Source organism: Pseudomonas sp. SWRI179, from assembly GCF_014268705.1.
Classification (GTDB): domain Bacteria; phylum Pseudomonadota; class Gammaproteobacteria; order Pseudomonadales; family Pseudomonadaceae; genus Aquipseudomonas; species Aquipseudomonas zanjanensis.
In genome coordinates, this window is record NZ_JABWRA010000052.1 from 1 (window position 1) to 23,525 (window position 23,525).

The following is a 23,525-nucleotide window of genomic DNA, read 5'->3' on the forward strand; positions in this document are numbered from 1 at the left end:
CGAGGGAGCTTGCTCCCGCTCGGTTGCGCAGCGACCGCAAGATCTTAGGGCCGCTGCGCAGCCCAGCGGGAGCAAGCTCCCTCGCCACAGGTTGTGTGTTCAAATCTTGAGCATCAGGCGCTGGCGCGCTTCACCACTTCCGACGGATCGGCATGCACCAGCACTTCGGCTTTCGGATAAGCGCGGTGGATCGCATCGGCGGCCTGGTCGCTGATGCCGTGGGCCACTGACAGGGTCAGTTCCCCCGGCAGCTCCAGGTGCAGCTGCACGAACCAGTGGTTGCCGGAGACCCGCGTGCGCAGGTCATGGGCGCCGAGCACGCCGGGCACCGCGCAGGCCAGTTCCAGCATGCGCTGGCTGACGTCGGGCGGCAGTTCTTCATCCATCAGCACGGCGAAGCTTTCCCGGGCGATCTGGATGGCGCTCCACAGGATGTACGCCGCGATCCCCAGGCCGAACCAGGCGTCGAGTTGATACCAGCCCAACCCTGCCAGTACCAGCGCCACCAGGATGCTGCCGTTGAGCAACAGGTCCGAGCGATAGTGCAGCGAGTCGGCGCGCACGGCGTTGGAGCCGGTGGCGCGGATGACCCGATGCTGCAACGCCAGCAGCGCCAAGGTCAGCACCAGGGAAAACACGATCACACCGACGCTGAGCCAGGGCGCGTCCACCGGCACCGGCTCCTTCAGGCGTTCGAAGGCCTGCAAGGCGATCAGTACCGCACTGCCGCCGATAAACAGCGCCTGGGCCATGCCCGCCAGGGATTCGGCCTTGCCGTGACCGTAGCGATGGTCATCGTCGGCGGGACGCAAGGCGTAATGCACCGCCAGCAGATTGAGCAGCGAGGTGACGCCGTCCAGCGCCGAGTCGGTCAGGCCGGCAAGCATGCTCACCGAACCGCTGAGCCACCAGGCGAAGGCCTTGGCGACAATCAATGTCAGTGCCACGGCCACCGACGCCCGGGTGGCCAGGCGCAACAGGCGAGCGTGTTCGGTGCTGGTGGTCATGGCGCGGTCGTTCCTTCAGTCGCGTCGGTCATGCGGCCGGTTTGAGACCGAGGGCAGCCAGTTGTTGTGCGCTGCCCTTGTGTTGGATCAGGCGCGGATCGTCCAACGGAAAGCTGCGGCCCAGTTCGCGTTCCAGGATCGCCTGCAGTTTTTGGTTATTGACGGTGCCATCGGGGTTGATGGCCGGCTTGAGCTTCTCGGGCTCGATCTGGACGCTGCGGCCCGGTTCGAAATAAATGGCACCGGTGGCAAAGTCCACGGCGAACGCGATCAGGCCAGGGATGATGTAGAACAGCAGGCCGACGGCATCGAGGGCGGCGATGGCCGGGTCGATCTTGCCGTCGATCTGGCCGCGACGGTCCGGGTAGAAGATCGAGCCACAGGCGCTGATCTGGGTCAGCAGGGTGGCGACCAGGACGCCACCGATCACGCGAAAGGGAATACGCATAGCAATCTCCTGAACAGGTAGAGGCGTTGCTGGTTGGAGTCCAGACCACGCTAAACAGTTCGCCGTTATACTCGGCCCTCTGTTTTGGAGCCAGCATGATTTCTTTGCCGATTGATGAAGTTTTACCCGCCCTGCGCCAAGCCTTGGCGTTGCGCCACGAAGCCGTGCTCGAAGCGCCGCCCGGTGCCGGTAAAACCACCCGTGTTCCCCTGGCCTTGCTGAACGAGCCGTGGCTGGCCGGACAGACCATCCTGATGCTCGAACCCCGGCGCCTGGCGGCACGGGCGGCGGCCGAACGGCTGGCCAGCGAACTGGGGGAAAAGGTCGGCGAGACGGTCGGCTACCGGATTCGCCTCGACAGCAAGGTCGGGCCCAAGACCCGCATCGAAGTGGTCACCGAAGGTATTCTCACCCGCCGCTTGCAGGACGACCCGGCGCTGGAAGGCGTGGGGCTGCTGATTTTCGATGAATTCCATGAACGCAGCCTCGACGCCGACCTGGCCCTGGCCTTGAGCCTCAACGGTCGGGAGTTGTTTCGCGACGACCAGCCGCTGAAGATCCTGTTGATGTCCGCCACCCTGGAAGGCGAGCGCCTGGCCGGGTTGCTGGGCGACGCGCCGATCCTGCGCAGCGAAGGCCGCATGTTTGCGGTGACGGTGCGCTGGGGGCGGCCGTTCCAGCCCGGCGAGTTCATCGAGCCGCGCCTGGTGCAGACCGTGCTCGACGCCCTGCACGATGAAACCGGCAGCGTCCTGGTGTTCTTGCCCGGGCAGGCGGAGATTCGCCGGGTGCATCAGCAACTGGCCGAGGCCTTGGGTGAGGGCGGCAATGTGTTGCTCTGTCCGTTGCACGGCGAACTGGACCTCGCCGCCCAACGCGCCGCCATCGACCCGGCGCCCCCCGGCCAGCGCAAAGTGGTGTTGGCCACCAACATCGCCGAGACCAGCCTGACCATCAACGGCGTGCGGGTGGTGATCGACGCCGGACTGGCCCGCGTGCCGCGTTTCGATCCGGGCAGCGGCATGACCCGTCTCGACACCCAGCGCATTTCCCGGGCCAGCGCCACCCAGCGGGCCGGTCGTGCTGGGCGCCTGGAACCGGGTGTGTGTTACCGGTTGTGGTCCGAAGACCAGCATGAACAATTGGCCGCTTACGGCAGCGCGGAGATTCTGTCGGCGGACCTGGCCGGGTTGGCCCTGCAACTGGGGCGCTGGGGCGTGACGCCGCAGCAACTGGTCTGGCTCGACGTTCCGCCTGCCGCTGCGTATGCCCAGGCCCAAGACCTGCTGCAACGCCTGGGCGCGCTGGAGGGGGAGCAACTGACCCGCCACGGCCAGGCCATGGCCGAACTGCCGGCCCACCCACGTATCGCCCATCTGCTGTTGCGCGGCCAGGCGCTGGGCCTGGCAGACATGGCCTGCAATGTCGCCGCACTGTTGGGCGAGCGCGACATTCTCCGTGGTGCCGGCGCGGACTTGCACAGTCGCCTGGCCTTGCTGTCGGGCGAAGAACGCGCCGCGCGGGGCGCCCAAGGTGGGGTGCAACGGGCCCGGCAATTGGCTCGGCAGTATCGCGGCTACCTGCGGGGCAAGGCCGAAGAGGCCGTGGCCGATCCCGATCATTCGCGCTGGCTCGGCGCCTTGCTGGCGTTGGCCTACCCGGACCGTGTCGCCCAGCAGCGCCGGCCCGGCGGCGCGGAATATCGTTTGGCCAATGGTCGTGCGGCGCTGTTTGCCGAGGCCGACAGCCTGATGAAACAGGCGTGGCTGGTGATCGCCGATTTGGGCAGTCGCCAGGGCCAGCGCGAAGAGCGAATCTATCTGGCGACGGATTTCGACCCGGCGCTGTTCGATTCGGTGCTGGCCGAGCAAGTGCGCACCGTGGACCAACTGGATTGGGACGAGCGCGAAGGCGTGCTGCGGGCCGAGCGCCAGCGCAAGGTCGGCGAGCTGGTGCTCAGCCGCGAACCGCTGACCGGCCTGGATGAGTCAGCCCGTAGCCAGGCCTTGGTGAACCTGGTGCGGCGCAAGGGCCTGGAACTATTGCCCTGGACCCCGGAACTGCGGCAATGGCAGGCGCGGGTGGCGCTGCTGCGGCGCCTGGACCTGGACGCCAAGGGCGAGAGCGAATGGCCAGACGTCAGCGACGGCGCCTTGCTGGACAGCCTCGAGCATTGGTTGATGCCGTATCTGGGCCGCGTCTCGCGCCTCAGCCATTTCGCCAACCTGGACGTGTCGAGCTTCGTTCACAACCTGTTGCCCTGGCCCCTGCCGCAACGCTTGGATGAACTGGCGCCGCACCATTTGAACGTGCCCTCGGGTTCGTCGATCCGCCTGGACTACAGCGAGCATCCACCGATCCTCGCGGTGCGCCTGCAGGAACTCTTCGGCCTGGCCGACACCCCGCGCATTGCCGGCGGTCGGCAGGTGGTCAAGCTGCACCTGCTGTCACCAGCGCGGCGGCCGGTGCAGGTGACCCAGGATTTGGCGAACTTCTGGCGCAGCACCTATGCCGAGGTGAAGAAGGACCTCAAGGGGCGTTATCCCAAGCATTACTGGCCGGACGACCCGCTGGTGGCGGAGGCGACGGCGCGGGTCAAGCCGCGCAAGTAATTGGGGCCGAGACAAAACCTTTGTGGGAGCGGGCTTGCTCGCGAATGCGGAGTGTCAGTCAATAATTTATGTAACTGACCCACCGTATTCGCGAGCAAGCCCGCTCCCACAGTTGTTCGGTGATGGGGCTCAAATCACGGCATCGCCGGCAACAGGAACCGCGCGATCACCGGCAAGTGATCGGAGATGCGCAAGGTATCGTCCTGCCTTACCTGGGCTTCAACCCGCTTGATCCGCGGGCTGTAGAACAGGTAATCGACGGTGCGGTCGGGGCCGTTGAGGCCGGGGTCGTTCGGGTAGTGGGTCAGCCAATGTTCGCGGTCGATGCCGCTGGCTTCGTTGTTGGTGGGGATCATCGGGTATTTGTCCCACAGCAGGTGCAGCGGGCTGTCGGCGGCGTAGGGCGTGCGCTGCTCGGACGGCAGGCGCCGGTACTGGCCCAGGGGCAGCAGGTTGAAATCGCCACCGATCAGCCAGGGCGTGCCCGCGGATTCGAATTTATCCACTGCCTTGGTGACGGCGGCGATTTGCTTGGGCAGGGTGTCGTCCGGCTCGGTGGCCCGTTCCAGATGGGTGTTGAGCACCGCCAGTTGGCCGCCGTCGCTCAGCGCCAGATAACTCACCAACAAAGCGTTTTTTGGCTGGAACTGACGGCTGATGAAGTTGGCGTCGGCCACCGGCAGTTGCACCCGTTCGGCATGGTCGATGCGGTAGCGACTCAGGGTCGCCAGTTGCCGGCCGACACTGCCGAAGATGCGCGGGTTGGGGATGAAGTCGGCTTTCCAGTCGAAGGCGCTGGTGCCGCACGGATAGAGGTCGGCCAAGCGTTCCTGTAGCAGCTTGAGCTGGTCCTGGTAATCGCTGGCCTTGGCGCCCTTGTCCAGTTCCTGGAGCAAGACGATGTCCGGTTGTTCGTCGCGAATGACCCGGGCCACTTCGTCGAGGCTGAAGGCCATGTCCTCCAAGGTCGGGCTTTCATCGTCGCCCTGGGCCAGGTCGTGCCAGAACACGTAGCGCTTGCCGGCGAGGAACTGGACGTTCCAGGTCATCACCTTCAAGGCCTGGCCAGGCGCCAGCGCTGCTGCGTTGGCAGTGCAACTGACGGGCAGTACTTCCCGGGCCTGGGGGCGCCAGGTCAGGCCATAGGTTGCAAAGGCACCGATGCCGACAATCAACAGCAGGCCCAGCAAGGCGTGGCGCAGTAGACGGGTCATGGCTTGGGTTTTTCTGCAATCAGCATGAACATTCGGAACAACACCACGGTGGTGAACAACTGCAGGAAACTGTGGAGGCTGTCGACCAACAAGCTGATCAACGGATTCTGCGGCGGCGGATACACCGAGACGCTGGCACCCTTGAGCAACCACAGCGGGACCATGACGGCCAGGATGCAGAGCAGGATTCGCCAGAAATGGCCTCGACTCAGGCGCGCGCTTTCCTTCATGGCGGCCAGTGGCGCCAGGCCTTTCAACACCAACAGGTATTCACCGAAGGCCAGGACGACCATCAGCCACAGCCCAGGCAGGAAGTACAAGGAAATGCCGATCAGGATCAGCAACGTGTTGAGAGCGGTCAGCAAGGCAAAGCGCGGCCACTGGAGCAGGGCGGCGGCAAGCAGGTCTCGCGTGCGTGGCGCTTCACCACGGCTGCGGGCATCGAGGAACAGAATCAGCGCCGCGGTGTACAGCGGATAGACCAATAACCCAACGATTACGCTGTAGCCGGAAAAACCGTCGGCCCCCAGGGCGTTGTCCACCCCTTGTTGCAGCACGGCTTCAAGTATCACCAGCGGCAGGCACAACTGGGCGATCCGGCCCAGATGGCGCTTGAAAAAATACAAGGAGTCACGCAGTACTTCTAACGGATTCATGGGTCGGTATCGCAGTTCAAAAAAAGCGGTCCGACACTTTACCCATCAGGTGACCGCAGAAACAAACGTAAACATCAGGTAAAGACCATTGAAAGCTTTTCGACGCGCCCCATTACTGATGGGCACCGGTCTTCGGGATCGGAATGGTTTCTACCCGGCAATCGAATGAGGTCGCCATGAACAGCGAAGAACAAACCCTGATCGATGGACTGTTTTCACGGCTGCAACAGGCCGAAAAGGATTCAGCCCCGCGCGATGCCCAGGCCGAGGCGCGGATCAAGGAACACCTGGCGAGCCAGCCAGCGGCGGGCTATTTCATGGCCCAGGCGATCCTGGTGCAGGAGGCCGCGATCAAGCGCCTCGATGAGCAGAACAGGCAGCTCTCCCAACAGGTCGAGCAGTTGCAGGCCGAGCTGCAACAGGCTCGCAAGCAAGCGCCGGCGTCCAGCGGTGGCGGTGGTTTCCTCTCGAGTATTTTCGGCGGTAGCCCACGGGACTCGCGCCCGGCGAGCGCACCGGCCTCCAGCGGCGGTGGTTGGCGCGAACCGGCGCCGTCGTCCTTCAATGCCCCGGCGCAACAGGGTTTCGGCGCGCCGCCCGGCAATTATGGCGCGCCGCAGCAGCAGGCCCCGGCAGCGGGCAGCTTCCTCGGCGGCGCGCTGAAAACCGCGGCGGGCGTGGCCGGTGGCGTGATGCTGGCCCAGGGCATCAGCAGCCTGTTCCACAGCAACCAGCAACCGCAGGAAATCGTCGAGATTCTCAAGGAAGAACCGGCGCAACCGGTCAGCGACACCACAGACAGCGGTTGGGGCGATGACCAGCGTATGGCCGATAACGACGCCTACGGTAACGACCCGGGCGGGTTCAGCGACGCGGACTACAGCGACAATTCATCTTCCTTCGGCGACGACGACTCCTTCGTCTGACCTGCCATTCGTCCGGGGCGCCCTGGCGCCTCGGGCCGATTATTCGCGGAACAATCCCTCTGGCTGGCATACTGGGCGACTTTTCGGCCCTGGTGGTCTGCCTGCGTGTGCATCCAAGAGGAAACGCGGTGAAAAAAATTGCGGTGTTCGCCGATGTCCAGAACCTCTACTACACCGTGCGCCAGGCTTATGGTTGCCATTTCAACTACGCCGCGCTGTGGGCCGATGTCAGCAAGCAAGGCCAGATCGTCGAGGCCTACGCCTATGCGATCGATCGCGGTGACAGCAAGCAGCAGCAATTCCAGCAGATCCTGCGCAACCTGGGTTTCATCGTGAAGCTCAAGCCCTACATCCAGCGCAGCGACGGCTCGGCCAAGGGCGATTGGGACGTGGGCATCACGCTGGACATCATGGACGCCGCCGACCACGTCGATGAAGTGGTGCTGGCCTCCGGCGATGGCGATTTCGACATGCTGCTCGAACGCATCATCAACAAGCACGGCATCCAGGCCGTGGCCTATGGCGTGCCGGGGTTGACCGCCAACTCGCTGATCCGCGCCGCCAGTCGCTATGTGCCCATCGAAGGCGCGTTGTTGCTCAAGAATTGATTTTCACGGAGTTCAAAAGGTTTGGAACGCATCGCAGTCATCGACTTTGAAACCACCGGCATCACCCCGAGCAGCAGCTGCCGGGCCACTGAAATCGCAGTGGTGATGCTCGAACAAGGCCGGATCGTCGACCGCTACCAGAGCCTGATGAATGCCGGTGTACGCGTCCCAGCCTTCATCGAACAACTGACCGGCATCAGCAACGCCATGTTGCGCAGCGCACCGTCGGCGGAAAAGGTCATGAACGAGGTCAACGAGTTTGTCGGCACCACGCCGCTGCTGGCCCACAACGCTGCGTTCGACCAGAAGTTCTGGGATTTCGAGCTGGGACGCATCAAGCGCACCCGCTTGCAGAATTTTGCCTGCTCACTGTTGCTGGCCCGGCGCTTGATGCCGGCGGCGCCGAACCACAAGCTCGGCACACTCAACGTGTTTGCCGGCTTGCCCCACACCGGCCAGGCTCACCGGGCCATGGCCGACGCCGAAATGGCCGCCAACCTCACCGCGCACCTGGCTTCGGAGCTGCGGCAAAAGCATGGGCTGCGGGCGTTGTCCCATGATCTGCTGTGCAGTTTGCAGAAGGTGCCGGCGGCGAAGATCAGCGAGCACCTCAAGCGCCATCGCGGGTTCTAAACACACCACAGAACCCTTGTGGGAGCGGGCTTGCTCGCGAATGCGGTGTGTCAGTCGCATGTTTACGTACTGACACACCGCATTCGCGAGCAAGCCCGCTCCCACAGTTTTGACTTGTGTTGGGCCGTCTATTTGCCATTCCCTTCCAACTGCCCCAACGGCACGCGCTTTTCAATGGCACTGGACAGCACGATCGAGGTCTTGCTGAAGCCGAACTTGGCGATGCGGTTGATCAATTCTTCCAGCTCGGGCATCGAGCCGACTGCCGCTTGCATGATCACGCACGGGTCCCCGGTGACCCGATGGCATTCGGTCAGTTGTGGGATCTTGCACAGTTCGTCGTAGGTCTTCTGGTTGCCGTGCTGGTTCATGCGCAGTTCGATGACGCACTGCACCGGCAGGCCGATCTTGGCCATGTCGACCTTGGCTTGATAGCCGGTGATGACGCCGCTGGTTTCCAGTTTGCTGACCCGCTCGGCCACGGCCGGGGCTGACAGGTTCACTTTGCGGGCCAGTTCAGCGTAGGACGCACGACCGTTTTCCAACAAGGCGCTGAGCAGCATGCGGTCGTATTTATCCACAGGTAGGCTTCCAAATGACGTGACTTTCGAAAGCGCGATTTATAGCGCCGAACGCCGTGTTTTGAAAAGTGTATGGCTTGGATAAACAGGTTTTGTAACTTAAATTCCGTCTGTCGCCTTTCTAGAATAACGTCTCTCATTGTCCTGACTTCGAGTTGAACATGCCTGGCACACGCCGTTTTCCCCTGCCCTTGATCGCTGCCTTCTTTGCCTTGTACGTCATCTGGGGTTCGACCTACCTGGTGATTCGTATCGGTGTGGAGCATTGGCCGCCGTTGCTGCTGGCCGGGATTCGTTTTGTGCTGGCCGGTTCGCTGATGTACGGCTTCCTGCGCTGGCGTGGGGCGCCGGCACCGACCTGGGCGCAGTGGAAGGCCGGGGCGATCATTGGCGTGCTGCTGCTCAGTTTTGGCAATGGCGCGGTGAGTGTCGCCGAGCACACGGGCGTGGCGTCCGGGGTCGCGGCATTGGCGGTGGCGACGGTGCCTTTGTTTACCTTGTTGTGCGGCTATTTCTGGGGCGCGCGTAATACGCGTCTGGAATGGGCGGGCATTGTGCTGGGATTGATCGGCATCGCCATGCTCAACCTCGGTTCCAACCTGCAGTCCAGCCCGTTGGGCGCGATCTTACTGGTGTTCGCGGCGGCGTCCTGGGCCTTTGGCTCGGTGCTGAGCAAACATTTGCCGTTACCGGCCGGGGCGATGGCCAGTGCCGTGGAAATGCTGGTAGGCGGTGTGGTGCTGTTGATCGGCAGCTTCGCCAGCGGCGAACACCTGGACAGCATGCCGCCGCTGGAAGGTTGGTTGGCCTTGTTCTACCTGATCGGCTTCGGTTCGATCATCGCCTTCAACGCCTACATGTACCTGCTCAAGCATGTGCGCCCGGCGGCGGCCACCAGTTATGCCTATGTCAACCCGGCCGTGGCGGTGCTGTTGGGCATCGTGTTTGCCGGTGAAACCATCGGCATGGAGGAGGCCCTGGCGATGTTGGTGATCATCAGTGCCGTGGTGTTGATCGGCTTGCCGCAGTGGCGCAAGCCCAAGCCTGCGCCGGCCGCCGCCTGATTTAGGGTAAACTGCCGCGCATTGCACACCTTGCGCTGATTTTTCCTACGGTACTTCCATGACTTTCGCCACCCTTGGCCTGATCGAACCCTTGTTGCGCGCCCTCGAGACGCTCGGCTACCAGACCCCGACCCCGGTTCAGGCCCAAGCCATGCCGGCGGTGCTCGCCGGTCGCGACCTGATGGCCGCGGCCCAGACCGGCACCGGCAAGACCGCCGGTTTTGCGGTGCCGCTGTTGCAGTTGCTGACCACTGAAGGGCCGAAGGTCGCGGCCAACTCGGTGCGGGCGCTGATCCTGGTGCCGACTCGGGAACTGGCTGAGCAGGTCCATGAAAGCGTGCGTCAGTACGCGCAGAACCTGCCGCTGAGCACCTACGCGGTCTACGGCGGCGTCAGCATCAACCCGCAGATGATGAAGTTGCGCAAGGGTGTCGACCTACTGGTTGCCACGCCGGGTCGCTTGCTCGATCTGTTCCGCCAGAACGCGCTGAAGTTCAACCAGTTGCAGACCCTGGTGCTGGACGAAGCCGACCGCATGCTCGACCTGGGCTTCTCCGAGGAACTGGCGAATATCTACAAGGCCTTGCCGAAGAAACGCCAGACTCTGTTGTTCTCGGCGACCTTTTCCGATGCGATCCGCCTGTTGGCCGGGCAGATGCTCAACGATCCGCTGAGCATCGAAGTGAGCCCGCGCAACGTCGCCGCCAACACCGTCAAGCAATGGGTGGTGACGGTGGACAAGAAGCGCAAGGCGGAATTGTTCGTGCACCTGATGCGCAAGAATAAGTGGAAGCAGGTGCTGGTCTTCGCCAAGACCCGCAACGGCGTCGATGCGCTGGTGGAAAAACTCCAAGGCCTGGGCGTCAACGCCGACGGCATCCACGGGGACAAACCCCAGGCCACCCGCCAGCGGGCGCTTGACCGCTTCAAGGCCAGCGAAGTGCAGATACTGGTCGCCACCGACGTCGCTGCTCGTGGCTTGGACATCGAGGATTTGCCGTTGGTGGTGAACTTCGACCTGCCGATCGTCGCCGAAGATTACATCCACCGTATCGGCCGTACCGGTCGGGCGGGCGCCACCGGGCAGGCGATTTCCCTGGTCTGCGCCGACGAAGTGAATCTGCTGTCGGCCATCGAGATGCTGACCCGCCAGACGTTGACTCGGCAGATGGAACAGGACTTCGAGCCTGAGCATCGGGTGCCGGACACCGATGCCAGCGGCCAGGTGATCAAGAAGCCGAAAAAGCCGAAGAAACCGAAAACCTCCGGGGGTGGCGGCAAGCGCAACCTGGGTAAGTGGGTGGACAGTGGCGACGCTGCGCCTGTGGAACCTTCGGTCAAGCCTGTGCGAAAAGTGCCGGTGTTCAATACTGGGCCGCGTAAGCGTAAGCCTTGATGGTCTGCTCTATCTGATAAACCGCTATCGCGAGCAGGCTCGCTCCCACAGTTGATAGGTGTACGCCGTCAATGTGGGAGCGAGCCTGCTCGCGATGGCCGCGCCTAGGTTTCAATCCAGGCGCTGTAACCACTCCACCATCCCCAACCCCGCCGCCCGGCCGCTGGCAAAGCACGCCGTGAGCAGGTAGCCGCCGGTCGGCGCTTCCCAGTCGAGCATTTCCCCGGCGCAGAACACGCCGGGCAGGTGCTTGAGCATCAGGCGTTCATCCAGGGCCTCGAAGGTCACGCCACCGGCGCTGCTGATGGCTTCGTCCAGGGGACGAGGCTTCACCAGGGTGACCGGCAGGGCCTTGATCGCCTGGGCCAGTTGCGCCGGGTCAGTGAAACACTCGGCCGGGGTGAGCTCGCGCAGCAGCGCCGCCTTGACGCCGTCGATCCCCAACTGGCTGTGCAAATGCTTGGCCATCGAGCGTGAGCCGCGCGGTTTGTTCAAGGCCTGGAGGATTTTATCCACAGGCCGGCCCGGCAATAGGTCCAGATGAACAGTCGCGTGGCCATGCTGGTTGATGGCTTCACGAATGGGCGCTGACAGGGCATAGACCAGGCTACCTTCGAGGCCGGTGACGGTGATCACGCATTCGCCGAGGCGCGGCATATCGTCGTTCAGGCCCATGGCGATGTTTTTCAGCGGGGCGCCGGCGAATTTGCTGATCATCAAGTCGCTCCAGGCCTCGACCTCGAACCCGCAGTTGCTTGGTTGCAACGGCGCCAGCGCCACGCCGCGTTGTTCCAGCGGTAGCATCCAGGCGCCATCGGAGCCCAGGCGCGACCAACTGCCGCCGCCCAACGCCAGCAAGGTCGCCTGGGGGCGCAAGGTTGTTTCGCCTTCCGGCGAGGCGATGCGCAAGCTGCCGTCGGGGTTCCAGCCGAGCCAGCGATGACGGGTGTGTATCGCCACGCCCGCATCGCGCAGGCGCTTGAGCCAGGCGCGCAATAGCGGCGCGGCCTTCATGTCGGTGGGAAATACCCGCCCGGAGCTGCCGACAAAGGTGTCGATGCCCAGCCCGTGAATCCAGGTGCACAACGCGTCCGCCCCGAATGTTCGCAGCAGTGGCGCGAGGTTGGGCGCGCGTTCGGCGTAGCGGGACAGGAAGGCCGGGAAGGCTTCGGAGTGGGTGATGTTCATGCCGCCCACGCCGGCCAGCAGGAATTTGCGGCCTACCGATGGCATGCCATCGTACAGATCGACTTTCAGGCCGGCCTGGCTCAAGACCTCGGCCGCCATCAGGCCGGCGGGGCCGCCGCCGATGATGGCGATGTTTGGGGTAGAAGGCTGGACGGTCGCGGTCATGATCTGGGCTGCGGGGCTGGAATAGGCGAGGCATTCTACCAGCACACATTCCTGTGGGAGCGGGCTTGCTCGCGAATGCGGTGTGCCAGTGACATAAATATCGACTGGCGCACCGCCTTCGCGAGCAAGCCCGCTCCCACAAGGGAATGCAGGTGTTTTTGAGAACTCTGATCAAAAAACAGCCAAGCCTCTGCAAGCTATAGGCAACATAGCCTGTAGGCCGTTTCGCTCAGGTTATCCACAGGCCGCTCCACAGGCATTGTGGGTAAAGCCCAGGTTTCAGTGACAACCTGATGACGTCCAGACCCTTTGTGCGCTGTGGTGCAGGATCCCGTGGCGGCGGGCCAGGGCCTGGCGATCCTTGCTGTAGCCACCGCCGATCACCCCGACCACCGGGATGTCGCGCCCCAGGCAATGGCGCATGACGCTCTCGTCCCGGGCGGCGAGGCCTTCGTCCGTCAGCTTCAGGTAACCGAGGGCGTCATCCTTGTGCACATCGACGCCGGCGTCATACAACACCAGGTCCGGTTGATAGAGCGGCAGCAGGTAGTTGAGCGCATCGTCCACCACGTTCAGGTAAGCGGCGTCGCCCATGCCCATCGGCAGCGGGATGTCCCAGTCGCTTTGCGCCTTGCGTGCGGGAAAATTCTTTTCGCAATGCAAGGAAACTGTCACGGCGTCCGGGGTGTCATGGAGTATTCGAGCGGTGCCGTCGCCTTGATGCACATCGCAATCGAAAATCAGCACCCGCGACACCCGGCCGCTGGCCAGGAAATAACGGCTGATCACTGCCAGGTCGTTGAAAATGCAGAACCCGGCCGGGTGGTCGTAGTGGGCGTGGTGGGTACCGCCGGCCAGATGACAGGCCAGGCCGTGTGCGAGGGCTTGCTCGGCGGCCAGGAGCGAACCGCCGACGGCGCGCACCGTCCGGCGGGCCAGGGCCTCGCTCCAGGGCAGGCCCAGTCGCCGTTGGTCTTCACGGGACAGCTCGCCGCCCATGTAGCGCTCGATATACGCGCGGTCGTGAGCCAGGGCGAGAATGTCCGGCGGACACAGTGAGGGGCGCAACAGGTCCGCATCGCGGGTCAGGCCGCTCTCCACCAGGTGGTCGCGCAACAGGCGAAACTTGTCCATGGGGAAGCGGTGTTCCGCCGGGAATTCGGGGCTGTAGTCTTCGTGATAGATCAGCGGTAGCGGCATGGTGTTTTCAGTGGTGATTGAGCCACGAATCCTACCAGCGATGTAGACTCTGAGGGCATGGAGGGGAGTGAAGATGGAGCCGATACTGGAACTGGAAAGCGCACGGCTGATATTGCGGCAGTGGCGCGACGATGATTTGCCGGCGTTTGCGGCCATGTCTGCCGATCCGCAAGTGATGCGTTATTTTCCGGCACCCTTGAGTCGCCTGGAAAGCGCTGCGTTGATCGGCCGTGTGCGCGGGCATTTTGCCGAGCATGGTTTTGGCTTGTGGGCGTTGGAGCGCAAGGACACCGGGGCTTTCATTGGCTTTACCGGGCTGGGCGTGGTCGGGTTCGACGCGCCGTTCACGCCAGCGGTGGAAATCGGCTGGCGCCTGGCGCGCGAGCATTGGGGGCTCGGTTATGCCAGCGAAGCGGCGTGGACCGCGCTGCGCTGTGCCTTCGACCGTCTGGGGCTGGATGAAGTGGTGGCGTTTACCGCTGTGGATAACCTGCCGTCGCAGAAAGTCATGCAGGCCATCGGCATGCAGCATGATCCTACCGACGACTTTGAACACCCAAAACTCGCGGTCGATCATCCATTGCGTCACCATGTGCTTTATCGCATCAATCGTGAGCAATGGTTGCAGACCCTTCACGGTTAGCCGACACGGACGTTTACAATGCCCGCCAGAATGGCCTGGGCCAACAATCGATCCACCGCCGCAGCGTAGACTGCGCGGTTTTTGCGCTGTGTGAGGAAAGTCTGAATGAGCCACGTGTTGGAAGATCTGGTCGACCTGCTGACCCTGGAACCGATCGAAGAGAACCTGTTTCGCGGTCGCAGCCAGGACCTGGGGTTTCGCCAGCTATTCGGCGGCCAGGTACTGGGCCAGTCGTTGTCAGCGGCCAGCCAGACCGTGGAAGAGGCGCGCCATGTGCATTCGATGCACGGTTATTTCCTGCGTCCAGGCGATGCCGCGCTGCCGGTGGTCTACCAAGTGGACCGGGTGCGTGACGGTGGCAGTTTCAGCACCCGCCGGGTGACGGCGATCCAGAAGGGCAACCCGATCTTCACCTGCAGCGCCTCGTTCCAGTATGACGAGCAGGGTTTCGAGCACCAGAGCACCATGCCGCAAGTCGTCGGCCCGGAGAACCTGCCGTCCGAGCTGGAGCTGACCCAGCAGCGCGCGCACCTGCTGCCCGAGCACATGCGTGAAAAACTGCTGTGCCCCAAGCCGATCGAAGTCCGCCCGGTCACCGAAAAAGATCCGTACAACCCGCAACCGGCCGACCCGGTGAAATACGTGTGGTTCCGTGCCGATGGCGCCTTGGCCGACATCCCGGCCCTGCACAAATACCTGCTGGCCTACGCGTCGGACTTCGGCCTGCTGACCACCTCGATGCTGCCCCACGGCAAATCGGTGTGGCAGAAGGACATGCAGGTCGCCAGCCTCGATCACGCGTTGTGGTTCCACGCTGACCTGCGGGCCGATGACTGGTTGCTCTACGCCATGGACAGCCCGTGGGCCGGCAATTCCCGTGGTTTCTCCCGTGGCAGCGTGTTCAATCGCGCTGGGCAACTGGTGGCGTCGGTCACCCAGGAAGGCCTGATTCGCCACCGCAAGGACTGGGCATGAGCCTGGCCGAGGTTCGTCACTGGGTGTTCGACATGGATGGCACGCTGACCATCGCCGTGCATGATTTCGCGGCGATCCGCGTGGCCCTGGCGATTCCGGCCGAAGATGACATTCTCACTCACCTGGCAGGGTTGCCCGCTGAGGAGGCCACGGCCAAGCATGCCTGGTTGCTGGAACACGAGCGGGACCTGGCGCTGGGCTCCAAGCCTGCGCCGGGCGCGGTCGAATTGGTGCGCGAGCTGGCCGGGCGCGGCTATCGCCTGGGGATCCTGACCCGCAACGCCCGTGAGCTGGCCCACGTGACCCTGGAGGCCATTGGCCTGGCGGACTGTTTCGCGGTGGACGATGTGCTGGGTCGCGACGAGGCACCGCCCAAGCCGCATCCCGGTGGCCTGTTGAAACTGGCCGAGGCCTGGAACGTGGCGCCCGACACGATGGTGATGGTGGGCGACTACCGCTTCGACCTGGATTGCGGGCGTGCGGCGGGGGCACGGACGGTGTTGGTGAACTTGCCGGACAATCCATGGCCGGAGCTGACGGATTGGCATGCGCGGGATTGCCTTGAGTTGCGGCGGATGTTGTCGGCTTGAGATTTGTGTGACGGGTTAATCGCTTTCGCGAGCAAGCCCGCTCCCACAATGGATCTGCGGTGGACATGGATTTTGTAATCGACAGAGATCCCTGTGGGAGCGGGCTTGCTCGCGAAAGGGCCTCCCCAGTCGCAACGAGGCTCACTGCCCAAACAACACCCTCAGCCCCTCCGGCGAATTGAACATCCCATCCCCATCGTGCCCGACCCCGGGCACCTCGATCAGCCGCTGGTTCAGCCCCTCGGGATGGCGCCGGGTCAGGTAGTCGAAAAAGAAATGCCCACGCAGTAACCGATACGCCCCCTGGGTCTGTGCTTCACAACCCTTGTCCAACGCCGGATGCTCCGGGTCGATGTCCTGCTGCCCGAGCAGATAAACGATATCGCGCTTGACGTAGTGTTCCTCCAGTTGGGCGGGCGTTCGCCCAGCGGCATAGGCGGGCAGGTCCTGCAGGCCGTATTTCCAGCGGTTGAAGCCCGGGCAACTGGCGGCGTCGAAGGCCATGGGCCGTTGCGCATCGAAATAGGCATAAGACGAGGGGTTGGCGATGACGAAACGCGGGTTGATCCGGTACTGGCCTTGGGCGAGCAGGGCATAGCGCTGCACGACCTGGGCGCCGCCGGAATGACCGGCGATGACGATTTCCTTTACTTCGGGAAATTGCTGCCGGTCACTGACCCGCGCGACGATGTCGTCGAGGACTTGAAAGGAGCTGACCGGGTTGGGCCCCGTGGACAGGCCTGCGGCCATCCAATCATTGCCCTGCCAACGCAGTAGATCATTGGGCAACGTGTGGCGAGCCACGTCCTGCTCGTTGAGGAATTGCGGGGCGATGACCAGCGTCGTGCCCTGTTGCCCGGCCTTTTCGGCCGCCTTTTCGGCGCTGTGCAGGTAGGTGTCGGCGTTGCGCAGCCGACCATGAAGGATGATCAGCACGCGTTGAATGGACGCCGGGGGCGGGCTGACGGCGACGGCCATGGCACCGCCCTTGAGTTGCAGGCGTCCCTGGGCGATCACGTTGACGCCGTGTTCCTCGGCTTGGGCAGCGGCGCAGCACAGCACCAGCCCGATCAACGCCCACCCCTTCATCTACAGGGTTTTCGCCGCGAAGGTGTCGCACTGACTGACCTGGCCCTGGGCGAAGCCGGTCTTGAACCAACGCACCCGCTGCGCCGACGTACCGTGGGTGAAGGAGTCCGGCACCACGCGGCCCTGGCCTTGCTGCTGCAAGCGGTCGTCACCGATCGCATTGGCGGCGGTCAAGGCCTCTTCGATGTCGCCCGGCTCCAGCCAGTTCAGGCGTTTCTGCGCATGGTTGGCCCAGACCCCGGCCAGGCAATCGGCCTGCAACTCCTGGCGCACCAACAAGCCACCGTCGCCTTCCATTTGCCGGCCTTGCTGGCGTGCTTCCTGGATTTTCGCCGACACGCCGAGCAGCGTCTGCACATGGTGGCCGACTTCGTGGGCAATGACGTAGGCCTGGGCGAAGTCGCCGGCGGCGGCAAAGCGTTGGGACATTTCCTTGAAGAAACTCATGTCCAGGTAGACCTGCCGGTCCGCCGGGCAATAGAACGGCCCGGTCGCCGAAGAGGCCAGGCCGCAGGCCGAATTGACCCGGCCGCTGAACAACACCAGTTTGGGCTGCTGGTACTGGCGTCCGGCCTGCTGGAAGACTTGGCCCCAGGTGTCTTCGGTATCGCCGAGGATCGAGCGCACGAACTCGGCCTGTTCATCGTTGGCCGGTGGCGCCTGGCGGGTTTGTGACGTGGCGGGTGCGGACGTGTCCATCTGCCCGGCCAGTTGCCCGAGAATCTGCATCGGGTCCTGGCCGGTGATCCAGCCGATGCCGACGATCAGGAGAATGGCCGTCAGGCTCAATCCCTTGCCGCCGCCAAAACGCATTCCGCCACCGCCCCCACCATCACCACGGGCGTCCACCACGTTGTCACTGCGGCGACCTTTTTTCCATAACATGTGGGAGATCCTCTAAATGACGCTGCGAGAAATGACTGCTGTGGCGGTGAGTCTAGCTTTTAGGCGCCCAAGGTGCGCGCCGCGCTTGTGCTGTCAGGCAACGAACACGGGTTTTGGTTCAGCGGTGAGCCGATCCTGCCCTGCGCCGGAATTTTCATTACACTGCCGATTCAGAACTTATCGGCATGCTCGCTGGCCCAACAACTGCATCGTGCGTCACGGCCCTTACATCAAGCAACGCAGGTTTCCCTCATGACCGTCAGCACACCGCTCTCCGGCGTCAATCAGGCTTTCAAGGGCATCGTGCTAATCCTGGCCGCAACGTTCCTGTTCTCCAGTCATGACGCGTTGTCCAAATACCTGTCCGGTTTTTATCCGATCGTCATGGTGGTCTGGGCGCGTTACGTGGTGCACACGTTGTTGATGGCGGGTATTTTCCTGCCACGCTCGGGGCTACGGGTACTGCGTACCAAGCGCCCGTTGTGGCAGTTGGCCCGGGCGTTGTGCCTGCTGGGCACCAGTCTGTTTTTCACCACCGCGTTGATGTTCATACCTCTGGCGGAGGCGACGGCGGTCAACTTCCTCGCGCCCGTACTGGTGACCGCGCTGTCGGTGCCATTGCTGGGCGAACGGGTGACGCGCGGTCAATGGATCGCGGTGATCTTCGGTTTCATCGGGGTGTTGATCATCGTCCATCCCGGCGGCGATCTGTTCACCCCGGCGGTGCTGTTACCGTTCTGTTCGGCACTGTTTTTCTGCTTCTACCAACTGCTCACGCGCAAGCTCAGCGAGATCGACAGCCCGACCACCAGCAATTTCTTCGCCGGCCTGTGCAACACCTTGGTGATGAGCGCGCTGGTGCCGTTCTTCTGGCAGGTGCCGAGCCTGATGCACGGGGCGATGATGTTAGCACTGGGGGCCTGCGGGATGACGGCGCACCTGATGCTGACCCAGGCCTTCCGCTTTGCCGCCCCGGCGCTGCTCGCGCCGTTCGGGTATTGCCAGATCGTGTTTGCCGGCCTGCTGGGCTGGTTGTTGTTCAACCACACGCCGACGCTGACCACCGTGGTGGGCATCGTCTTGATCTGCTTGAGTGGGTTGGCGGCGGCGTGGCAACAGCGGCGGGCGTAACCGCTAACAAACCCTTTTGTGGATAGCACCACAGCCCCTGTGGCCAGCACAGTCCTCTGTGGGCTAGTACAGCCCCCAGTGGCGAGGGAGCTTGCTCCCGCTGGGCTGCGAAGCGGCCCTCGCTTTTATGCGATTGCTGCGCAATCGAGCGGGAGCAAGCTCCCTCGCCACAGGTGAATCGCTGCCCGTTAGCGTGTGGACAGTCAATTTTCCAGGGTTGGCACCTTGCGCGGCGCCATGAAGTACAGCCAGGTCAGGGCAATGAAGTACATCGCCGGAATCAAGGTGAACAGCACCGTGTAATTGTTATTGGTGATCGTGAGAATGTGGCCCACCAGTTGGGTCATGAACATCCCGCCGATGGCCGCGCACATGCCGCCGAAGCCGAACACCGTGCTCATCATGTGCTTGGGCGTGTAGTCCATCACCAGGCTCCAGATGTTGGCGGTCCAGGCCTGGTGCGCGCCGATGGCCAGGGAAATGGCGAACACCGCCATCCACAGGCTGCTGGAACCCGCGGCCATGATCACGCCGATGATGCAGCAGGCGAACAGCAGCATGGACACCAGGCGCGCCTTGATCGGGTCGAGGCCGCGGCCGATCAGGAACGACGACAGGATCCCGCCGCCGACGCTGCCGAAGTCGGCGGTGAGGTAGATGATGATCAGCGGGATGCCCATCTGGGTCACGTTGATGCCCAGGTTGTATTGCTGGTTCAGGAACGGCGGCAACCAGTAGAGGTAGAACCAGAACACCGGCGCGGTGATCGAGTAGGCCAGGGCGAACGCCCACGTGCCGCGCATGCGCAGGATGCGCGAGAACGGTACGCGGACCGGGGCCGGTTCGTCCTGGGCCTGGATGTAGTCCAGCTCCGACTGTTTGACGGTGGGATGGTCTTCTGGGTTGAAGTACTTCAGGCCCCAGAACAGCAGCCAGATCCCGCCCAGCGCGGCCATGCACAGGAACGCCGCCTGCCAGCCCCATACGTGCAGGACCAGTGGCAGGAGCATCGGCGTGAACATCGCACCGACGTTGGTTCCGGCGTTGAAAATACCGGTGGCGACCGCCCGTTCGCCCGCCGGAAACCACAGCCGGGTGGTCTTCACGCAGGCCGGGTAGTTGGCGGCTTCGGTAAGGCCGAGAATGAAACGGCAAATCATGAAGCCCGCTGCCGACGTGGCCAGGCCGTGGGCGCCGGTTGCCAGGCTCCAGAGCAGCACGGCGCAGAAGAACACGCGCTTGACGCCGATCCGGTCGATCAGTCGCCCCTGCAACACGAAGCCGATGGCATACCCGACCTGGAACCAGAAGTTGATGTTGGCGTAATCCATCGCCGTCCAGCTCATTTCCTTGGCCAGGATCGGCTGCATGACGCCCAGGGCGGCGCGGTCGATGTAGTTCAGGGTGGTGGCGAAAAACACCAGGGCGAGCATGCCCCAACGGGTCTTGCCCACGGCCATGGCGCCGCGGATCTTGTCACCGACGCTGCCGGTGGAGGCACCCAGGCCAGGGGCCAGGCGGGAACTTTGGGAGGGAATCATAGCGTGTACCCGTTTTTGAAATTCTTATGGTTGGTCTGGGTCTGTCCATCGAGATTGGCGATCAGAGCCGGTGTCAATGTGGAAGCGATGGTGCGCAGTGAGCAAAAAATCGTCAATTCAGCCATGGGCATTGTGTTCGATAATCGCCCAAAAAACTAACCGGATGGTACATATTGAATTGCTGAAAGAAACCGGCAGCTCAATAATCGGCTGACTCTTAAAAAGCGGCGCACCTTTGTAGCCGATGCCTGTCCCGGGAGCCGAAGTCATGCAGCGTTCCATTGCCACCGTGTCCTTGAGCGGTACTTTGCCGGAGAAACTCGACGCCATTGCCGCCGCCGGCTTTGATGGGGTGGAAATTTTCGAGAACGACCTTCTTTATTACGATGGCAGCCCTCGGGAAATCAGGCAGATGTGCGCCGACCTGGGCATCGCCATCACCTTGTTCCAACCGTTTCGTGATTTCGAAGGCTGCCGCCGCGATCGTCTGCCGCGCAACCTGGAGCGGGCCGAGCGCAAGTTCGACTTGATGCAGGAGCTGGGCACCGATCTGGTGTTGGTGTGCAGCAATGCCTCGGCCGACAGCGTCGGCGATGAGCAGATCCTCATCGATGACTTGCGCCTGCTGGCCGAACGGGCCGGTGCCCGCGGCTTGCGCATCGGTTACGAGGCGCTGGCCTGGGGCCGCCATGTGAATACTTATCAACAGGTCTGGAACATCGTGCGCCAGGCTGATCACCCCAACCTCGGCGTGCTGCTCGACAGCTTCCATACCTTGTCCCTCAAGGGCGACCCGAGCGCCATCGCCGAAATTCCGGGCGAGAAGATTTTCTTTGTGCAAATGGCCGACGCACCGATCCTGGCCATGGACGTCCTGGAGTGGAGCCGGCATTTTCGTTGTTTCCCGGGCCAGGGCGAATTCGACTTGCCGGGTTTCCTGGCGCCGATCATCAAGAGTGGTTATACGGGGCCGCTGTCGCTGGAGATCTTCAACGACGGTTTTCGTGCCGCGCCGCCACGGGCCAATGCCGCCGACGGCCTGCGTTCGCTGCTGTACCTGGAAGAAAAGACCCGCCAGCGCCTGGCCGAAGAAGCGAGCGCCGCTGGCAATGCCGACATCCTGTTCGCCACACCACCGGCCAGCGAATACGACGGCATCGAATTCCTCGAGTTTGCCGTGGACGATAACCTCGGCGCCAAGCTCTCCCACTGGTTGGAACGGTTGGGGTTCGTCAAGGCCGGCCAGCATCGCTCGAAGAATGTCAGCCTGCTGCGCCAGGGCGATATCAACCTGATCCTCAACAGTGAAGCGTATTCCTTCGCCCACAGCTTTTTCGAAGCCCACGGGCCATCGTTGTGCGCCACCGCCGTGCGGGTGAAAAACAGCGCCAGTGCCCTGGAGCGGGCGGTTGCCTACAAGGGTCAGCCCTATCGCGGATTGGTGGGGCCCAATGAGCTGGAGCTGGCGGCGGTGCGTGCACCGGACGGCAGCCTGATCTACCTGGTGGACCAGGACGCCGACGTCTATGGCACCGATTTCAACCTGCAACCGGGGGCGGTCATCGGGGCCGGGCTCAAGCGCATCGACCACATGGCGATGGCGCTGCCGGCCGACAGCCTCGACAGTTGGGTGCTGTTCTACAAGAGCCTGCTGGATTTCGAGGCCGACGACGAAGTGGTCTTGCCCGACCCCTATGGCCTGGTAAAAAGCCGGGCGCTGCGCAGCCGCTGCAGTTCGATTCGCTTGCCGCTGAACATTTCCGAGAACCGCAACACCGCGATCTCACATGCGCTGTCGAGTTATCGCGGCTCCGGCGTGCATCACATCGCCTTCGACTGCGACGACATTTTCGCCCAGGTCAGTCGGGCCAAGGAGGCGGGCGTACCGTTGCTCGACATTCCGCTCAATTACTACGACGACCTGGCGGCGCGTTTCGATTTCGATGACGAGTTCCTCAGCGAACTGGCTTACTTCAACGTGTTGTACGACCGTGACGCCCAGGGTGGCGAGCTGTTCCACGTCTACACCGAGCCGTTCGAGGGGCGGTTTTTCTTTGAGATCATCCAGCGCAAGAACGGTTACGCCGGTTATGGCGCCGCCAACGTCGCGGTGCGCCTGGCGGCCATGGCCAAGTCCCGCAGCGGTGGCTTGCGGCACGCCAAGTTGTAGGGAAATCGTAAACGTGGCGGTAATGGGCGGTGTCGTGGCTTCCTTCAGTGCACGGTGCGGCCCATAATCGCCAGCCTGTGCAGTGATGGCCGTGAGCCCGCAATGACTATGAATCCAGAGCTTTCCGCAGCGCTCGACGAACCTGTCGCCCCGCCGCGCAAGAGTCGCAAGAACAACCCGGAGAAGACCCGGGAAAACATTCTTCAGGAAGCCATCGTCGAATTCGTCCAGCAAGGCCTGGCGGGTGCCCGGGTCGACGCCATCGCCGAGCGCATCCACACCTCCAAGCGCATGATCTACTACTACTTCGGCAGCAAGGAGCAGTTGTACGTCGAGGTGCTGGAAAAACTCTACGGCGATATCCGCACCACCGAGAGCCGTCTGCACCTGGCGGAACTGGCCCCGGTGGACGCAATCCGGCGCCTGGTGGAATTCACCTTCGACCACCACGACCGCAATGTGGATTTCGTGCGCATCGTCTGCATCGAGAACATTCACAACGCCGAGTACGTGAAGCAGTCAGGCGCGATCAAGGCGATGACCAATACCATCCTCGATTCCCTGGGGGTGATCCTGCGGCGCGGCGCCGAAGAGGGCGTGTTCCGTGCCGGCCTCGAACCGCTGGATGTGCATCTGCTGATCAGCTCGTTCTGTTTCTACCGGGTGTCCAATCGCCAGACATTCGGTGAGATCTTTCAGATCGATTTGTCGGATGAAGCGGTGAAGCAGCGGCATCGGCAGATGGTGTGTGAATCGGTGTTGCGGTACTTGCAGGCCTGACACCGAACCTAGTGTGGGAGCGG

The 23,525-nt window shown here is 63.0% G+C and carries 23 protein-coding genes; 12 read left to right on the top strand and 11 right to left on the bottom strand.

The annotated features are described in order from the left end of the window. Nucleotides 1-113: 113 nt before the first annotated feature. Both HU767_RS23660 and HU767_RS23665 read right to left on the bottom strand, forming a co-directional pair. Nucleotides 114-1,007 carry a cation diffusion facilitator family transporter gene (locus tag HU767_RS23660; RefSeq protein WP_186706549.1) on the bottom strand — a complete coding sequence of 298 codons (894 nt, stop codon included), beginning with the start codon at nt 1,005-1,007 and terminating at the stop codon, nt 114-116. 28 nt (nt 1,008-1,035) lie between these two features. Next, on the bottom strand, nt 1,036-1,455 hold the full coding sequence (locus tag HU767_RS23665) for a hypothetical protein (RefSeq protein ID WP_053125612.1): 420 nt from the start codon (nt 1,453-1,455) through the stop codon (nt 1,036-1,038). 95 nt (nt 1,456-1,550) lie between these two features. On the opposite strand from HU767_RS23665, the gene hrpB reads away from it, so the two are divergent. Continuing rightward, nucleotides 1,551-4,067, top strand: a complete 2,517-nt coding sequence (gene hrpB, locus HU767_RS23670) for an ATP-dependent helicase HrpB (RefSeq protein WP_186730602.1) — start codon at nt 1,551-1,553, stop codon at nt 4,065-4,067. 134 nt (nt 4,068-4,201) lie between these two features. Here hrpB and HU767_RS23675 read toward each other — a convergent pair whose 3' ends face one another. Beyond that, nucleotides 4,202-5,281, bottom strand: coding sequence for an endonuclease/exonuclease/phosphatase family protein (locus HU767_RS23675; protein ID WP_186730603.1), 1,080 nt, complete (start codon nt 5,279-5,281; stop codon nt 4,202-4,204). After that, nucleotides 5,278-5,937, bottom strand: coding sequence for a YciC family protein (locus HU767_RS23680; protein ID WP_186706546.1), 660 nt, complete (start codon nt 5,935-5,937; stop codon nt 5,278-5,280). The genes HU767_RS23675 and HU767_RS23680 overlap by 4 nt, the downstream gene beginning before the upstream one ends. A 176-nt stretch (nt 5,938-6,113) precedes the next feature. On the opposite strand from HU767_RS23680, the gene HU767_RS23685 reads away from it, so the two are divergent. The 3 genes from HU767_RS23685 to HU767_RS23695 all read left to right on the top strand — a co-directional run bounded on the left by HU767_RS23685 (nt 6,114) and on the right by HU767_RS23695 (nt 8,104). Beyond that, on the top strand, nt 6,114-6,863 hold the full coding sequence (locus HU767_RS23685) for a DUF2076 domain-containing protein (RefSeq protein WP_186730604.1): 750 nt from the start codon (nt 6,114-6,116) through the stop codon (nt 6,861-6,863). Nucleotides 6,864-6,991: 128 nt separating this feature from the next. Next, nucleotides 6,992-7,471, top strand: a complete 480-nt coding sequence (locus HU767_RS23690) for an NYN domain-containing protein (RefSeq protein ID WP_053125603.1) — start codon at nt 6,992-6,994, stop codon at nt 7,469-7,471. 21 nt (nt 7,472-7,492) lie between these two features. Continuing rightward, nucleotides 7,493-8,104 carry a 3'-5' exonuclease gene (locus HU767_RS23695; protein ID WP_186730605.1) on the top strand — a complete coding sequence of 204 codons (612 nt, stop codon included), beginning with the start codon at nt 7,493-7,495 and terminating at the stop codon, nt 8,102-8,104. Nucleotides 8,105-8,232: 128 nt separating this feature from the next. Here the strand turns inward: HU767_RS23695 and HU767_RS23700 are convergent, their stop codons facing one another. Then, nucleotides 8,233-8,685: an Lrp/AsnC family transcriptional regulator gene (locus tag HU767_RS23700; RefSeq protein WP_053125600.1), complete on the bottom strand. Its 453-nt coding sequence runs from the start codon at nt 8,683-8,685 to the stop codon at nt 8,233-8,235. Nucleotides 8,686-8,846: 161 nt separating this feature from the next. Here HU767_RS23700 and yedA point away from each other — a divergent pair, with 161 nt between their 5' ends. Together yedA and HU767_RS23710 are read left to right on the top strand one after the other, a co-directional pair. Beyond that, the gene (yedA, locus tag HU767_RS23705) at nt 8,847-9,749 is read left to right on the top strand and encodes a drug/metabolite exporter YedA (protein ID WP_186730606.1); all 903 of its coding nucleotides are present in this window, start codon (nt 8,847-8,849) and stop codon (nt 9,747-9,749) included. A 58-nt stretch (nt 9,750-9,807) separates the two neighbouring features. Further along, on the top strand, nt 9,808-11,145 hold the full coding sequence (locus tag HU767_RS23710; RefSeq protein WP_186706542.1) for a DEAD/DEAH box helicase: 1,338 nt from the start codon (nt 9,808-9,810) through the stop codon (nt 11,143-11,145). A gap of 111 nt (nt 11,146-11,256) precedes the next feature. Here the strand turns inward: HU767_RS23710 and HU767_RS23715 are convergent, their stop codons facing one another. Both HU767_RS23715 and HU767_RS23720 read right to left on the bottom strand, forming a co-directional pair. Beyond that, nucleotides 11,257-12,498 (bottom strand): TIGR03862 family flavoprotein, encoded by a 1,242-nt coding sequence (locus HU767_RS23715; RefSeq protein ID WP_186730607.1) that lies wholly within the window; start codon nt 12,496-12,498, stop codon nt 11,257-11,259. 279 nt (nt 12,499-12,777) lie between these two features. Beyond that, nucleotides 12,778-13,698, bottom strand: a complete 921-nt coding sequence (locus tag HU767_RS23720; RefSeq protein WP_186706540.1) for a histone deacetylase — start codon at nt 13,696-13,698, stop codon at nt 12,778-12,780. Nucleotides 13,699-13,771: 73 nt separating this feature from the next. On the opposite strand from HU767_RS23720, the gene HU767_RS23725 reads away from it, so the two are divergent. From HU767_RS23725 to HU767_RS23735, 3 genes are all read left to right on the top strand, one after another. Next, nucleotides 13,772-14,341, top strand: a complete 570-nt coding sequence (locus HU767_RS23725; protein WP_186706539.1) for a GNAT family N-acetyltransferase — start codon at nt 13,772-13,774, stop codon at nt 14,339-14,341. Nucleotides 14,342-14,446: 105 nt separating this feature from the next. Continuing rightward, nucleotides 14,447-15,316, top strand: coding sequence for an acyl-CoA thioesterase II (gene tesB / locus HU767_RS23730; RefSeq protein WP_039594097.1), 870 nt, complete (start codon nt 14,447-14,449; stop codon nt 15,314-15,316). Further along, nucleotides 15,313-15,906, top strand: a complete 594-nt coding sequence (locus HU767_RS23735; protein ID WP_186706538.1) for an HAD family hydrolase — start codon at nt 15,313-15,315, stop codon at nt 15,904-15,906. Before tesB ends, HU767_RS23735 begins: the two co-directional genes overlap by 4 nt. Nucleotides 15,907-16,047: 141 nt before the next feature. Here the strand turns inward: HU767_RS23735 and HU767_RS23740 are convergent, their stop codons facing one another. Together HU767_RS23740 and HU767_RS23745 are read right to left on the bottom strand one after the other, a co-directional pair. Beyond that, nucleotides 16,048-16,995, bottom strand: coding sequence for an alpha/beta hydrolase (locus tag HU767_RS23740; RefSeq protein WP_186730608.1), 948 nt, complete (start codon nt 16,993-16,995; stop codon nt 16,048-16,050). Next, on the bottom strand, nt 16,996-17,880 hold the full coding sequence (locus HU767_RS23745) for a neutral zinc metallopeptidase (RefSeq protein WP_186706536.1): 885 nt from the start codon (nt 17,878-17,880) through the stop codon (nt 16,996-16,998). Nucleotides 17,881-18,132: 252 nt separating this feature from the next. On the opposite strand from HU767_RS23745, the gene HU767_RS23750 reads away from it, so the two are divergent. After that, nucleotides 18,133-19,011 (top strand): DMT family transporter, encoded by an 879-nt coding sequence (locus HU767_RS23750; RefSeq protein WP_186730609.1) that lies wholly within the window; start codon nt 18,133-18,135, stop codon nt 19,009-19,011. 203 nt (nt 19,012-19,214) lie between these two features. Here the strand turns inward: HU767_RS23750 and HU767_RS23755 are convergent, their stop codons facing one another. After that, nucleotides 19,215-20,552, bottom strand: coding sequence for an MFS transporter (locus HU767_RS23755; protein ID WP_186730610.1), 1,338 nt, complete (start codon nt 20,550-20,552; stop codon nt 19,215-19,217). Nucleotides 20,553-20,669: 117 nt separating this feature from the next. Then, on the bottom strand, nt 20,670-20,822 hold the full coding sequence (locus tag HU767_RS23760; RefSeq protein WP_186730611.1) for a hypothetical protein: 153 nt from the start codon (nt 20,820-20,822) through the stop codon (nt 20,670-20,672). Between HU767_RS23760 and quiC the strand changes: the two genes are divergently transcribed. Together quiC and HU767_RS23770 are read left to right on the top strand one after the other, a co-directional pair. Next, the gene (quiC, locus tag HU767_RS23765) at nt 20,821-22,722 is read left to right on the top strand and encodes a 3-dehydroshikimate dehydratase QuiC (protein WP_186730612.1); all 1,902 of its coding nucleotides are present in this window, start codon (nt 20,821-20,823) and stop codon (nt 22,720-22,722) included. The genes HU767_RS23760 and quiC overlap by 2 nt on opposite strands. 102 nt (nt 22,723-22,824) lie before the next feature. Continuing rightward, a complete protein-coding gene (locus HU767_RS23770) occupies nt 22,825-23,502 on the top strand; it encodes a TetR/AcrR family transcriptional regulator (RefSeq protein WP_186706532.1) in 678 nt (225 codons plus the stop codon). The last annotated feature ends 23 nt before the right edge of the window (nt 23,503-23,525 follow it).